Below are 15600 nucleotides of genomic sequence, written 5' to 3'. Positions count from 1 at the left end.
CTGGCGATCGTCGTCGAGGCGATCACCAAGGTCGGACCGTCGAAGGGGGTCAACCCGCTGGGCTGGAACCTCGGCTACCCGGCGCTGCCGGATCAGGTCGTCGGCCTGCCGGACCTGTCGCTGGTCGGTGAGGTCTCCTTCGGCGCCTGGACGCGGTTGCCGATCATCACCGTCGTGCTGCTGGTGTTCACGCTGGTGCTGGCGGACTTCTTCGACACCATGGGCTCGATGACCGGACTGGCCAAGGAGGGCGGCCTCCTCCCGGAGGACGGCAAGCTGCCGAATGTCGGGAAGGCCCTGTTCGTGGACGGCACGGCGGCGGTGGCGGGTGGGTTCGCGTCGTCGAGTTCGAACACCGTGTTCGTCGAGTCCGCGTCCGGGATCGCCGAGGGCGCCAGGACCGGGCTCGCGAACGTCGTCACCGGCGTGCTGTTCATCGCCGCGATGTTCCTGACCCCGCTCTACCAGGTCGTCCCGGTCGAGGCCGCCGCCCCGGCGCTGGTCGTCGTCGGCGCGCTGATGATGAGCCAGGTCAAGGAGATCGACTTCTCCGACTTCACCATCGCGCTGCCCGCGTTCCTGACCATCGTGGTCATGCCGTTCACCTACTCGATCGCGAACGGCATCGGCGCCGGTTTCGTCAGCTACGTCGTGCTTCGCGCGGTCTCCGGCAAGGCGAAGGGCATCCACCCGCTGATGTGGGCCATCGCGGCCATGTTCGCGGTCTACTTCGCGCTGGGCCCCATTCAGGCCGTGTTCGGCTAGATGGCGTGCGGGCAATGGGGCCGTGCGGTGGCCGTCCTGTGTGTCTGGAGGGACGACACTTGTGATCAGACGGACGACACCTGTGATCAGACGGACGACACGGGGCCACGGTCTTGGGCGATGGCCAGTTCCCCTGAATTTCTTAACGGAGGCTTTGTGCCGGGCCGTGCTTTCGGCGAGGTGTATTGCCCGATCGTCCGGCCCTGAATCGGCTTTCTCGTGAGGGAAGTTCCCTCGAAACGAGGCACACCGCGAGTTCGGCGCGCGGTTGGAGAAAGTAAGGAAAACGCTGGAAAGAACGTTGATCCGGAGCACTGACGACCTGGGTCGATCACCTGTTCGAGTTCGTGGGAGGAGGTGAGAGGAAATGGCCGGTGGTTCGGTGAAGCTGCCCCCGGAGTTGCAGAAGTTCTTTTTGGTGACGTTGGGGATGTCGTGGCCTGAGGGCAATGACGTGGCGTTGTCTGCGTTGGAGCGGGCGTGGCGTGAGTTCGAGGTGGCCGCGCAGGAGTATCAGGACGCGTTGCGGGCGAGCGGTGCCGGGGTGGACGCGGCGCTGGAGGGTGAGACCGGGGAGTTCTTTTCGTCTTTTCTGGGCAAGGACATGGTGTCGGGTGTGGAGGCGTTGGGGGAGGCGTCGGGCAGTCTGGCGTCGATGACGAAGACGGCCGCGGCCGATGTGGTGAAGGCCAAGGTCATGATGGTCGCGATGGCGGCGATGGCGCTGGCCACCATCGTGCATTTGCTGGCGACGTTGATTTTCGCGTTCATGGCTGGTGCGGCGATTCTGACGGCGCGGGCGGCGTTGATGGCGATGTGGCGTGCGCTGGTGGCGAAGATGCAGGCGTTGGCGGCGATGTCGGCGAAGCAGCTGGGTGCTAAAGCACTGGCGGGGCTGGGCGCGACGGCGTGGCAGGCGGGGAAGTTCGGGGCCGCGGGCGCGGGGATCATGGGCGGTTTGGATTTGTCGATCCAGGCCGGGCAGGTCGCGGCGGGGAAGCGTGACGGGTTCGACGGTAAGTCGTTGCTGGGGTCGTTCGTGGGTGGCGCGCTGGGTGGTGCCTTCGCGGGGATCTTTCATGCGGGTGCGGTGTGGGTGCGGGGTGCGGCGTTGGAGGGGGCGGGTCAGGCGGCGGGCAAGGTCGCCGCCGAAGCGGCGGATGATCTGGCGGCGAAGCTGGCCGCGAAAGAAGCCGCTGATGCTGTGGATGGCGCGGTGCCAGGTGGCGTGACGGGGAAAGCCGGTGGTGAGAAGGCACCGGAGGCCGCTGTCGGCGGGGAGAAGTCGCCGGAGGCCGCGGCGGATGCGGGTAAGGCGGTCGAGGCGCCGAAGCGGGTGGTTCCGGGGTCCGTGGAGGCGTTGGGGCACCTGTCGTACGGTTTTGGTCAGGTGGGGGTGGTGTTCATCACCGCTCCGGTGATCAACGCCGCCACGGGGTCACCGCACGCGAGTCCGTGGCTGGGGATGCTGGGGGCATTGTCCGGGTTCGGCGGCGGCCGTAGTGGTTCGTCGTCCACGGGTTCGGGTGCGGGTTCGCTGGACGCGCTGATGTCGGCGTTGGGTCATCTGCCGGGCGCGCCGCAGCTGACGATCCCCGAACCGGGCGCGGTCGCCGCGGACACGAAACCCGGTACGGACGTCAAGACCGGTGCCGACATCAAGACCAGCGCCGACGTCAAGACCGGCAGCGAGGCGTCGGTCTCCGCCGCCGATGTCAAGACCGGCGCCAAGACCGGCGATCATCTCACCACCGGGGAAATGCTTTTCCCCGAGGCGCCACCGTCCTACGCGGACACGATCGCCGCAGACAGCCGAGCGGCCGACCCGGGCGTCACCACGACGGCCGGTCACGCGCTGGGCGCGGTGTTCACTCCGGCAAGCGCCGCCGAGGCCCACGTTGCCTCGGCGCACACAGGCACCGAGACGGCGACAGTCGAGTCAGGCCACACCACGGCACCGGCGCTGGGCGAGACCCCCGGCGTGGTTCCCGTCGCCGTTACCCCGGTCGCTCCCGTGGCCGGAGCGAATCCGGCGGCCGTTTCGACACCGGGAGACACCGGTGCGGGAAGGACGGCGACCCCGGAGTCCGCGACGGCGCGGCAGCAGGCGAGTGCGGCAGGGCCGCTGGAGGCCGCCCGCCCCGTCACGGCAGCGGAGCCACGTGGTGCCACGCCGGCCACCACCGTCGCGCGCACCGACGGAACCGGCCCAGCCAGGCCCGAGACGGTCGCGAACGTCGCCCCCGGGCGGCCGCACGCGGTGACTCCCGCGCTCGAACGGCAGGTCGGTCCGGAACAGACGGCCGCACGGGACAGCGGCGGCGCCGACACGGCGCAGGCCGCGGGCAGGGCCACCGCCGACGCCACGACCACGGGTCCGGCGCGCGCGGAGCACGATCCGGCGCTCCCCGGCCACGACCGGGCAGCCGACGGCGGCGCCACCACCGACCGGTCCCGGCCCGAGGCCGAGGACGCGATGCCTTCGGCACGGCCGCTGATTTCGCCCGAGCAGTCGGTGATCGGCGCTTCGTTCCTGCCGGACGCCGAGGCGACCGCGGTGGCCGACGCGTTCGCCGCCGGCGCGAGCAGGGGTTCCGACGCCGACTTCACCGTGGTGTGGCATTCGTCCACCGAAACCGGTGGGGGAGCGCGGACCGGACGGATCGAGCAGGTCGTCGACGCGCTGGCCGACGTGAACCGGAGCCTGTCGGCCACCGGCCAGCCGAAGCCGTGGAACAAACTCATGGTGGTCACCTGTGCGATCACCGACCCCGAGACCGCGCGGTTCGCGCAGCTCGCCCGGGACGCCGGTATCGCCCGCGAAGTGGTGCCCTTCGCCCCCGGACGTCGGGTCGAGGTCACCACGACCGACCTCCGGCCGCTCGAGGCAGGGCAGAACCCGACCCCGGGCGCGGTCCTGCTCGGCAAGGGCGCGGGGTTCGCCGAGGCCGGACCGAGCAGGCAGTCGTCCACCAGCACTCTGGCCTCGTTCGCCGACAGCGATGACGGCGGCTCGACGTTGGCCGGCTCGACGATGGCCGGCTCGCACTACGACGGCTTCGCGGACGGCAAGCCCGCCCGGCCGACCGACCTCCGTTCCGCCTTGCCCATGTACGCGCGGGACGGAGAGGCGCTCGGTGGAGTCACCGTCACCGGCAAGGCCACCGGCGACAAGGAACTCACCGCGCTGGTCCGCGATTTCGTCAAGGAACTCAGCGGCAAGGAGATCAAGCACGAGACGGGATTCGGCCAGATCGCCACGCGGCTCACCCGCACGAGGTTCGAAACCCTGCTGCGCTCCGGCCGGACCTTCGGCGTGTGGGCGGACGGCGAGTGGTACTCGGTCAAGATCCGCGCGAAGATGGACCTCGACAACGCCGTCCTCAGGGGGAAAGAACCGTTCGACGTCGGTGTCGGGCACATCAAGGACTTCGAACAGGTCACGCATACCGAAGGCCGCAACGACACCCGGCCGTGGGTCGTCGGTGGCGGCGCGTCCACGATGCTGGCCACGGCGATGGTGCACGCCTGGGCGTCGGTGACGGCCTTCGTCGGACGCCCGGCCCGGCGGCACATCGCCACCACGACCACCACCAACCTCGGTTCGATCCGGGCGGCCGGGCCCGCCTGGGCGGCGGACGTCGGCGTCGTCTACGAGGTCACCGTCACCGACAGCCGCGGCCGGGAGAAGACGGGGCCCGTCACCGGGCAGACGGTCAAGCTGATCATCCCGGAGCACCTGCGAGGGCTCGGCAGGCCGGCGAAGACCACGCGCGTGGGCGAGTTCCAGCCGGACTGGGCGAAGCGCATCGAGTTCACGGCGACCGAGGTCCTGAAAGTCAAAGACGAAGCGGCCCTGTTCGACAGCGTGGCCGCGGCGCTGAGCCAGAAGGGACGTCCGTCGGCCACGGCGCTGGGAGCGCCCGGCTGGAACGAGTTGCGTGAGCTGCTGACGGGCACCGGCCTCCGGCCGTCCCTGTCGACGATGCTGTCCGGCACACCGGTGCTCTCCACCGACCTCACCAGCTTCGACGGCTCCGTCCGGCACGCCCTCAAATTCGAGGTGGACAGCCCCCGTAAGAACGATGTCGAGCTCGTCGGCGTGCTGCCGGACGATTCGATGCTCGGCTTCACCAACGTCACGGACATGACCGACACCGCCATTTCCACCGCGACCTCCGGAGGCCAGGTCGAGGTCGGGTTCGGTGGGCTGGCGCCGGTGTCGAAACTGTTCCGGGCGGCGGGCGGTATCACCGCCGGGGTGGGTTTCCGCCGCGTCCGCAGGGTCGCGACCGGCGCCCACACGAGCTCGGGGGCCGCGCTGTACGCCACCGGCGGCATCGGCGTGTACAAGGTGACCACGAACCTCAAGGTCACGCCCGTCGGCGGCAAGACGATGGAACCGCATCAGATCACCGCGTACGTGCGCATGGGATTGCCGGAGGCCAAGGCACAGGGGCTGCCGGTGCCGCCCGGTACCTCGGACAAGGTCATCCCGACCGAAGACAAGTTCTTCGAGCCGCCTTACCTGCCGACTTCGGCGGCCGGTGGCCAGGTCGCGGCCGGCCTTTTCACAGGCGCCACGAAGGTGTCCCCGGCTGTCGAGAGCTTCGTACGGTCTCTTCCCGGCTTCGCGAAGTTCCTCCCCGCTCGCGGCGATTTTCTTCCCAGCCCGGTGAAGGTGGATGGGTTCGCACTCCGCGAGCAGCTGGCGAACCTGCGCAAGATCGAGACCGCCTTCTCGGCCACCGCGATGCGGTCCCGGCTGGACAGCCTGATCGGCCCTGGCCTGAAGGTCCAGCTGAAGCGACGCGGCCTGTTCACCAGCGAGTACGTCGAAGTGCGGGTCAAGGCCAAGCTCTCGGAAGGCGAGCACCTCGGGAAGGCCTACGACCGGACGATCCTCGCCACCGCCGCGCACAGCCCGGTCAACTCCAGCGCGACGGCCACCGAACGCGGCGTGACCGTGGGTGCGGAGGCTCGCGCCGTCCTGGTGCCGGATACGTCGGCGGCGAGCGGGATGGCGGATTTCACCGTCGCGCCGCTGCGTTTCGCCGGCAGCGAGTCGCGGCGGAACGGGGTCGACCTCGAAGCCGAACGCCTCGACTGGAACCTCGGCAGCCAGAACACCCACGTCTTCGCGCACGACGTCGACTTCGAGATCGAGGTGCGTACCTTCAGCCGGCCGCGCGCCTGGGTGCGGCGCCTCACGCCGGGCTCTCCCTTCCGGACCGTGCCGGAGCCCACCGTCTACCGGCAGGACGCGATCGGCAGGCCCATCGAGGGCAAAATCGAGCTCTGGCTCGACGAAGGCGTGGTGTGGAAACAGGACCCGGCCGACTTCGCCAAGGCCGGCACACGCGAAGACACCCCGCCGGAGGTGCGCTGGCTGAGCCAAGAGGAAACGCCGACACTCGCGGAGTTCACGCAGGCGCCCGCCAAGCCCCCGCAGTTCATGCGGGCCGAGGCGGTGACCGGGTCTTCACGGCTGCAAGCCTTGCTCGAAGAACTGCTCGGCAAGGTGACCGACGGCGACGCGGTGCTGACCTTGCCGGGGCCGTCCGCGGAACGTCTCGACCGGATGTTCACCCCGGAACGGCTCCGCACCGAACTGCGGGCTCTCACCACCCACGGTGAGCTGTCCACGGGACTGCGGTACAAGCGCCGGGTCCAGGACCGGGTCGCCGACGTCGGGGTCCGGATGGATCTCGAGAATCCCGTCGTGGTCTCAGTCGGGAGCCACTGGGACGCGGAACGGTCCTTCGTCGGGGGAAGCCACGCCGTCGGCGAGTCGGGTGGCCGCAAGGCGTTCGGCGCGCTCGCCTCCATCTCCAGCTATCTGCGGCCGCCCGACGGCAAGGGCCGCGGGCAGGTCTACCTCGGGGCGAATTTCGTTCCCTACAGCCGCGGTCACGACGAGTCGCTCGAAGTGGCGGCGGAGTACGAGCGCATGCGGCGCGGCGGCGCGGACGGCGATGGCCGCAACATCCTCGTGCGCTACGACAACCGCGTCCGGATGGTGGTCGAGACGCGTAACGAAGGGCTCATCGACTCCGAGGTGAAACGCGGCGGAGTCGAGTCCGTCCTCGCGGAGCCGTCGGGCGAGCGGCTGCACACCTATGTGCGCATGACCGAAGAGGAAGCCCGCGCACTGAATCTGTTGCCGGAGGCCGAAGAGCGGGCGAACCCGCCTGGCGAATTCGAGGCTCCCGAGCGCAGCTCCGACGGCTTCGGTACGGAATCGTTCGAAGACGTGCCCTACCTCGGAAACTTCTTCGGCAAGGGGATCGAAGAGCTCAGGAAGCTTCGGCCGGGCCTGCTGCCGGCGTCCCTTTTGGACGACGCGATGCACAACCTTCGCCGGCTGCGCGATCTCGAATCCCCTCAGTCGGTGCTGACCCTTATCGACGACCTCATCTCCGGTGGAGTGGGAATCCCGCTGCATCAGCGCGGTCTCCTGACGACCGAGACCCACCAGGTGCGCCTGCGCGCGGTGCCGACGAGGACCGAATTCAAGGACGTCGTCCACGACAACGTGGACAACGACGTGTGGACCTACGGATCACGAGTCACGATCGACGGCCAGGACAACGGCAAGACCTACGGAGCGACCGCGCGGGCAGGCGCGCGGGGTGTCTACAGCGACGGGGACACCAGCGGTTCCACCGGCGCCACGGCGGGCGGGAGCGCGAGCAAGACCACCACGGCCCGCCGCGAGAACTACAAGATCAACGCGGTCAACTACAACACCTCTTCGAACGGTCCCTTCGCGCGCTACCTCCAGCATCTGCGGCTGGACCTGGAACTCGTCCGCGCGGACGGTGAGCCGCTCCGCCTGGCCTCGCACGACACGTCGGTGACGAGGCGAACGCTCGCCGACGACCAGCGCATCGCCACGGAACCGGCGAAACCGCCCGCCCGGCGCGAAGATCCCGTGGTGGTCCGGGTCGACCCGGCCGAGATGGACGCGGCCGGGATCCGGGAGTGGATGACCGGCGGCAGCGGAAAGCCGCTGCCCCGGATGGCGGCGATCGCGCACCTGGCGAACGCGGAAGCCATCCGCGACGCGGCGGGCGAAGCGGTGAGGCTCGCTCTCGAATCGGCCGGCCGCGGTGATGCCGCCCCGACGGCGGGTATGGCCTCCGACGCCGTGATCGCCGCCGCGACGTCGAGCAACCAGCTCAAGTCCCACCTGCGCGCCGGGCTCGACTACACCGGAGCGGGCAAGACGTTCACCGCCACCGGTGCCGAGCTCCCGGCCCTCATCGACGAGCGGGTCGTCGGCGGCCAGAAGGTCAAGGTGCGGCTGTACGCGCGCATCGTCGAGGAAAGCCTCGCCGGGATGAGCGGCAAGGCGCGGATCGACCGGACCGCCCGCATCCGCGAGCAGGCGAACGCGAGCACCGATCAGACGATCGGCGGGGCCACGGCAGTGAATCCGCTCGAAGCCTTCGTCGTGGACCCGAACGACAACTGGATCGCGCCGGGGCCGATCTCGGCGAACAGCCCCGGTGACTACCACACCCCGGTCACCGGGAACCTGCTGAGGAGGGCGCACGAAGAGCGCGCCTTCCAGTCCAAGTCGCTGCTCAGCCAGCACTTGGAGATCCGGGTCGTCGCGGAGACCGAAGATGGGCACCGTGGCGTGGCCGAGGCGCCGAACGTGTACGCGAAGACCCGGATGCAGACGAAGGAACTGGCGTCGCGAGGCCTGAAGCTGACGCCCGCTCTCCTCTCCGCCCAGACCAAGGTCTCCGACGCGGCGGACGCGTGGCGCGAAGCCGAAAAGAAGGCCGAAGCCACGCAGCGGGCGCTCGACGACAAATATCTCGAGCAGGTCGCGGCCGAGCGCCGGTTCGAAAGGCCGACGCGCGAGCTGGCAGAACTGATCGATCACCCCGCCGGACGCCTCGACGAGGTTTACGAGGCGGCCAAAGAAGCCGCGGCGACGGCTTCCGAAGAGTCCACCAGGGCGAGGGCCGTGCTCCCCGCACTGGCGGAAGAAATCCGGCGGCTCGAACAGCGGCCTCGAGCCGGGGAAGAACAGTCCGGGCCGGCGCTGGACGCGGCCCAGCCGTTGATGAGCCACGCCGCGGTGGACCGGGTGAAAGCCGACAGGGCACAGATCCACGCGTACGCCGAAACCCAACGGGCGCGCGCCGTCGAACTGACGGACGCCGTCCAGGACTTTGATGCGACCTACCGGGAATGGGAGACCGCGCGAGCCGAGTACGACAAGGCGAGCAAGGCTCTGACGCGAGACGCCAGGGCCGCCCGGCAGTCGGCGGACGAAGCCCTGGCGGCGTGGTGGGAGGCGAAAAAGGAGCAGCAGGAGGCGATCGACCGATTCAACCGCCGGCCCGCGGCCCCACGGGCACCGGGCAACCGGCCGGAGCACGTCCTCTCCACGATCCCGGAGGACTCGGTAGCGCCGTCGGTCGCGAGGGAGTCCGAAGATGGCTCCGGTCCTGAGGCCGCCAAACCCGCAACGGCTCGCTACTGGCGCGGCGACCGGAGTTTCGGACCCGCACGACAGGTCGCGAAGACCGAGAACGCGGATCTGGTCATCGACGCGGTGGGCACCGCCACCGCGGAACTGAGGCACGCGCTGGAGAACGACGTCCGCTCGTTCTACGGAGGGCGCGAAATCACCGTCGACGGCAAGCGCTACCGGGTTTCCGCCGAGCCTGACTGGAACCGTGCCCAGCCGGTCGAGTCGTCCGCCACCACGACGTCGGAGAGCGCGTCGCGGAGCCACAGCACCACTGCCGCCGTCTCGGCCGGCCGCACGCCGATGGCTCGGATCGCGTTCTTCCTGCCGATGGTGCCCGGCATGTTCGGACTCGGTCTCGTGTTCGCGCCGACCAACGTCGCGTCCAGCCGGCGTGCCGGGCATACCGAGTCGACCAGCGAGACCGGCTCGATCTCGCTGCCGGAGGGCCGGACCCGGGTGCTGGACGTCCCACTCGAAGTCCGGGTGACCCCGCTCGACGCGGCAGGCAAGCCGGACGGGCCCACCACGATCGTCGGTTCGCCCGCGCATCCGGACAAGACGCTGGCCCCGGTGACCGTCCGGATGGCCATGCCGGAAGGGCTCACCGCGGCGGAGAGGTCCGTGCCGACTCCCGCGTTCCTGCCCGCTGCGGCTCTCGAAGCGGTGAGCGTCCGGCAGGAGACCGTCGCCGTGCACAAGGGCAAGGCGCGGCCGCCGCGTGCCGGTGAAGACCGGTCGATGGCGGGCCAGCTCATCCGGATCTGGAAGGTCGGCGGCGCGGCCGAACGCGGCGCCATCCGGAACGCGTTGAGCCCGGTGGCATTGGAACAAAGGCTTCCGTCGGTGGCCGTCAGCCGGAAGCAAGCCGACGACGGACACGGCTGGGTGAGCGCGGCGGCGCTCCTGCCCGAGGGGAGTCCGCTGCGCAAACTGCTGCCCACCAAACAGCGAGAACTGGAAATGCGGGTCATCGCCGAGCGGGTGGCCTACCTCGAAACGATCGAAGGAGGCGTCCACCGGCGGACGACCTCCGAATCGGCCACCGGCGACAGCGGCGCCACCGCCACCCGCGACTGGAGCGGGAGCTTCGCCGCCGGACCCGGATTCGACGTCGGGGCCGTGTCCGCGGCGGGCGGCTTGATGGTCGGCGGCGGCCGGAACGTGACGCGCGGCCGGGCCACCACGCGGACGACGGCCACCGATCACGCCACCGAGCGGACCGAACCGGTGGTGCGCTACAAGACCGTCTACCGGGTCGAAGCCCGCACGCCGGGCAAACCGGTCGTGGCCTTCCCCGGCGCTCTCGACGCCTATCACTGGACCGACGTCGAGAACGCGCGGCAGGCGGGGATCACCGGCGACCGGGGCGAGCCGGTGCGCACGGTGCCGGCGGCCGAGGCCGAGGGCGTCGTGGCGAAGGCCGCGCTCCAGCTTCCGGAAGCGGCGGAACGGCTCAGCGCGATGATGCGTGCCTCGGCCCGCACCATCCCCGGGCACCACCGCTGGGCATGGCGGAACACGGATTTCGTCGTCGATCCCGACGCGGCTCCGCCCTCGGGCGGGCGGTCGGCCGCGGAGGCGCGTCGGGTCGCGCGGGGACGCGCGATCGCCGGTGCCATCTCCGGCGAGAACCTGGCCCAGCGCGCGGCCGACATGCTCTCCGACGGTCCGCTGACGGTGGACCTCACCCCCGAGCACGGGCGGGGGCACGAGTACCACGCGTCGTTCCAGGTCTCGGCCAAACTCCTGGGCGAGCTGGAACCGCTGGACACCCCGGCGGGGAGGCCGGTCGCGACCACGCTGAGCGAAACCGAGCGAACCGCGGCCACGGCGTCGGTGACGAAGTCGTACCTGGGTGGCGCGGTGGCGCGGGTCTACTCCTCCGTGGTGAATTCGATGGCGCTGCTCACGGCGTACTCCAAAGGCACCCGGACATCGAGCAGGACGACGGATCTCGAGCAGCAGACCGGCGTCACCGACCGGAGCGCGATCGGGACGGAGCTGGACACCTCCGGGAACGTCCGGCCCGAACCGCTGCGGCGGTACCGGGCGCGCGTCCGGCTGGACGTCGAGGGGAGCTACTGGAACCGGCACAACGCGCTCGTCCGTGGTGCTTCGTTCGGCGCGTCCGGGCTGCACCGCCCGGAGACGCACAAACTGGAGATCGTCGACACCGACGGAAACGCCGACCGGGGCTCGGTCGAGGTCGACGTCGTCCTGGAACTGCCCCCGTCCCGTGCGGTCGAGCTGACCCGTCGTGTGGAGCCGGTCGGCTGGGAGATCGTGCCCGAGCACGAACTCGCCCCGGGTGGGCAGCCGCACCGAGGGCAGTCGCGCGAACTCGACAACATTCGCGTGGTCTCGATCAAGGGGCTGGACCACGTGCGCAAGCACGGTGCCGAGGCGCAGGAGCGGGCGAGCGGCGATCCGGCCCTCGCCTTCGCCGACGGCGAGAACTCCCGGCTCCGGGACGAACAGCTCTCCGAACGGTCCGCGCGGCTGAACCCCCGGCTCTTCAGCCGTCCGACGGTGATCGGTGACCAGCGGTGGGCACGGCGGCGCGCCGACGCCGCCGCCCAGCTCGAAGTCTCCTACACCCTGCACGAGCCGAAGGTGCTCGCGACCTACACCCGGCAACCCGACCGGACGGTCTCCGGGACCAAGACGACCGGACAGGGCAAGGCGAAGGGCTGGACGCAGGCGAACTCCGTCGAGTACGCCTGGGTGCCGATGAGCGAGACAGTCCGCGAGGCCGTCGGCGTGCTGAGCCGCGCGATGGGGCTGCTGTTGCAGGAACTGGCCATCTGGAAGGGCGGCCGGAACACGGGCTCGATGACGCGGACGGAGACCGGGACCTCGACAGGGTTCCGGGGCGAGCCGGAGACCTACCACCTCGTCGAGGCGACCCTGGGGGTCACGGAGATCGCCGGCTCGCGGCACCGCGGGAATCTCGATCGTTACGACGTCACGAAGGCCCCGGCGCCGAAGTCCTTCGGTGTGCGGTACCGGCTGCCCGAAGCCGCTACGGTGCTGGTCACGAAGAAGCAGCTGCAGGTGATCCTCGCCGAAGACGCCCGGATCACCGCGGCGGAGCGCGAGCTCGCGGCCGAATCTGTGGGCACTCCGACGCCGGAGCGATCGGCGACCTCCGTGAGCGGATCGGCTCGTCCCGGACTGCCCGCGGGCTGGACGCACGGAGTCCTGGATCCGCTCGATCTGAGTGATCAGATCGGCGCTCTGCGGGAAAGCCTGGTGGAGAAGCTGGGCCGCGAGCGCGCCGAGCGGCTGCTACCGCTGTCGAGGCTGGAAGGGCAGCACGACAACCTGGGGGATGCCCAGCGCTACCTCGCCGGTTTCCAAAGCGCCTTGGCCGACGTCACCAACGGCGGGACGAGCACGCCGCTGCGGATCGAAGACCGGGTCAGCGGCGAGACCTTCGACCTCGTCGTCAGCGCCGAGCCCTTGACCGGCCCGAAGGATGCGGCCATCGAACACGGAACCCTGACCAGGGGCAGCACCGTCGCGAGGGCCAAGACCGAGTCGAAAACCTCGACGCGGATCCTCGCCGAACTGACCAGCCTGTTCTCTCCGGCTGTTTCCCTGCGATCCGAGAAGGCCGTGGCGGAGTCGGAAGCCAAGCCCGGTAAGCACGGGGCGCCGTACTTCAACTTCGGATACGGCTTCGGTGGCATGTCGGAATGGCTCAAACAGTTCCGCGCCGAACAGCGGCAGCACGTCGAGACCCGGATTCAGTCGGAGATCGCGCGAGGCGCGCTGTCCGTTTCCCAGGCCGACTTCCGCTTCGATCTCCGGATCGAACGCAAGGGGGAGCGGCTGGCCGAGACCTCCGTGGACCGGACGGTGAGCTCCCGTTCGCTTCCGGAGGACAGCCCGAAGCCGGCCGACGGCGAACTCTCGGCGGGACAGGTGACCGTTCGCCACCCGTCGGAAGGTGCCCCGGACGCGCTGGGGCAGTGGGCGCAGGACACGCTGGGCGCACGGTTCCCGGACCCTGGGCGTTCCCGCGCGCTGGACTTCCACGGTGATACCGCCGATCTCGTGCGGGCTCTGGACCTCGGCTTGCGGACGGCGGGCCGCGCGGTCGAGTCGGAGACCGTGCGGCTGGCGCGCGCCGCGTTCTCGCCGAGCAGGCTGGAGGCGCTGCAGACCCGGTACGCCGAGGGCGTGGAACTCGAACTGCCGCCCGCGCTCGGAGTCAAGGCCACCGTGTACGCGCGGCCCCGGGGCGATGGCGAACTGCTCGGGGCCAGCGCCAGGGTCGGGCTGACCGGATCGTCGAGCTGGTCCGGCAACAAGCACACCGAAGTGGGCACGGAAAGCGAACACGTGCTTCTGGCGAATCCGTATGTCGCCGCCGGTGTGCCCCAGCCCAAGGGTTCGGAGACCTACGAACAGGGCCGCCAGACCCTCGGCGGGGCCAGCGACTGGGTCATCGGGCTCGACCCGCTCGGCGGCCGGGGCGACGGCAGCGAGCAAGGTACGGGAAGCAGTTCCGGCGGCCCCGAGCTGCCCTCGGTGAACAAGGGTGCCGAACCCGAGAAGATCACCAGTGTCTGGTCGGAGCCCTGGGACTTCCGGATCGTCATCGAGCCGGACTCCCGGTTCTCGGGCCGCCGCACCGTGGTCGACGTCGAATTCGACCGTGGCTACGTGACCCGCTACGCCGACCGCGCGGACCGACTGCCCCCTTCGGTGACGAACGCGGCCGAGGAGATGGCCCGCGCGGACGCGGTCTGGGAGGCCGCACGGGCGAAACTCCGTACCGAACCCACCGAGGCGAACCGTCTCGCGGAGAACACGGCAGAGGCCGCGTGGCGACTGGCCGAAGAGCGCTATCGGCAGGCGATCGCCGACGTGCGGGAGCCGTGGCTGACCGCGACCGCTCCGGCCGCGCGCGTCGAATTCCAGAAACACGGTGACGGCAGCAACGTTCGACGGGCCGAGCTGGCCAAAGTCGTCGAGCAAGTGTTGCAGGCGCGACGGGAAGGCAAGCAGACCGTCCTCCGTTACCGGTTCGAGGGCGGTGCGGATCTCCAGGCGCACCGGACGCTCCTCGAACGTGAACTTGGTCATCAGCTCGGTCTCGCCCAGTTCGGTCTGCAGCCTCATGAACGTTTCGGTGTGGCCGAGCTGGGCATGGACACGACGCCTGTCTTCGTCGGCGGCCGCGGTGACACGCGGGCCGACATCTGGGTCGAGGTGGTCGCCGGTGACGAGCGCTCCAGCGCGGGCGCCAAAGAAATGGAGGCCGGTGCGGAACCGTCCTCGCCGCGACCGGAGCCGCCGTTACCCGCGGAGATCCCCGTGCCTCGGGAGCCGGTCACGCGCGCTTCGGAACCCGCGACGGAGCTGGAGTCCTTCTTGGACCCGGGCGAGTCGGCCGGACCGGCTCGGGAGACACAGCCAGACGCAGACCCGGCTCATCGCGTCGACGAAGCCGATGAGGCCGACGGTGTCGCGACTCCCGAGCGCCGGGACAGCATGGAGCTGACCGAGATACCGGTCATTCCGCCATTTCAGCCATCCGTGGCACGCACGCCTGAGATGGGCCACGTGACCGAGGCGCCGGTGATCGAAAGGGTGCTCGCGACGCCCGCGGGGGAAATGGTCGCGTTGCTGCTGCCGGGCAAGGGAGATACGCCGGCGGGCGTCGCGTTCCTCGATCGCGCGAAGGTGCCTGAGGTCCGCGCGATCCGCGCCGCCGCCGCGAAGCTGGAGGAGGAGCGGCCCGGGACCTTCGTGATCGCCGGCAGGCAGCGGAACGGGGCATTCGCGGTACCGACGGGATACGGCGATACGACACGAGTGCCCACCGCGGAGACGTTCGCCGCGGTGTCGGATTATCTTGTGCCCTGGTCGGAAGTCCGGCGCGTGGTCGTCTTGGCCTGCTACCTCACCGACCCCATCGTGGGCGAGCTGCGCCGGTTCGCCCCTCCCGGAGTGGAGGTCGAGGCCCGGATCCTGCACGACCAGGTCCATGTTCACCACGACGGCACCATCATGTCCGGCGAGGCTCTCTGGCCGATCGTTCCCGCCGTCAGCCTCCACCCGGATTCCGCGCCCGGCGCGGCCGGGCTTCCAACGCGCCGGACCGTCGAATGGACCGAGCACGGGGAAAGGGAAGTGGCTTCCGCCATGGAGGCCGTCAAACGCGTCATCGAGGAAGAAGGCGCGGACGTAACGCAAGGCGAAGTCATCGCGCGGCTTCGGAACTTTCCTGCCGAGTCGGTCGTGGCGGCCTGGCATCGAGTCCACGGAACGGTGCCGGCGGCACTTCCGGTGCCGAGGGACCAACTCGGTTCGGCGCTGGCCGAGTTGCT

2 protein-coding genes (1 of these 2 running past the window's edge) are annotated in these 15600 nt (G+C 69.9%); both read left to right on the top strand.

The genetic code is table 11. The annotated features are described in order from the left end of the window. The coding region (locus tag IE302_RS07500) for an NCS2 family permease (RefSeq protein WP_191252983.1) at positions 1–765 on the top strand (765 nt) is incomplete at its 5' end. Between the two features lie 367 nt (positions 766–1132). After that, on the top strand, positions 1133–15600 hold the 5' portion of the coding sequence (locus IE302_RS07495; RefSeq protein ID WP_191252980.1) for a WXG100-like domain-containing protein. 13327 nt of this gene lie beyond the right edge of the window; the window shows 14468 of its 27795 coding nt (coding positions 1–14468); the start codon lies at positions 1133–1135; its stop codon lies off the right edge, out of view.

It is taken from the genome of Amycolatopsis oliviviridis (assembly GCF_014654365.1).
Taxonomy (GTDB): Bacteria; Actinomycetota; Actinomycetes; order Mycobacteriales; family Pseudonocardiaceae; genus Amycolatopsis; species Amycolatopsis oliviviridis.
This window is presented reverse-complemented; position numbering and strand designations above follow the sequence as displayed.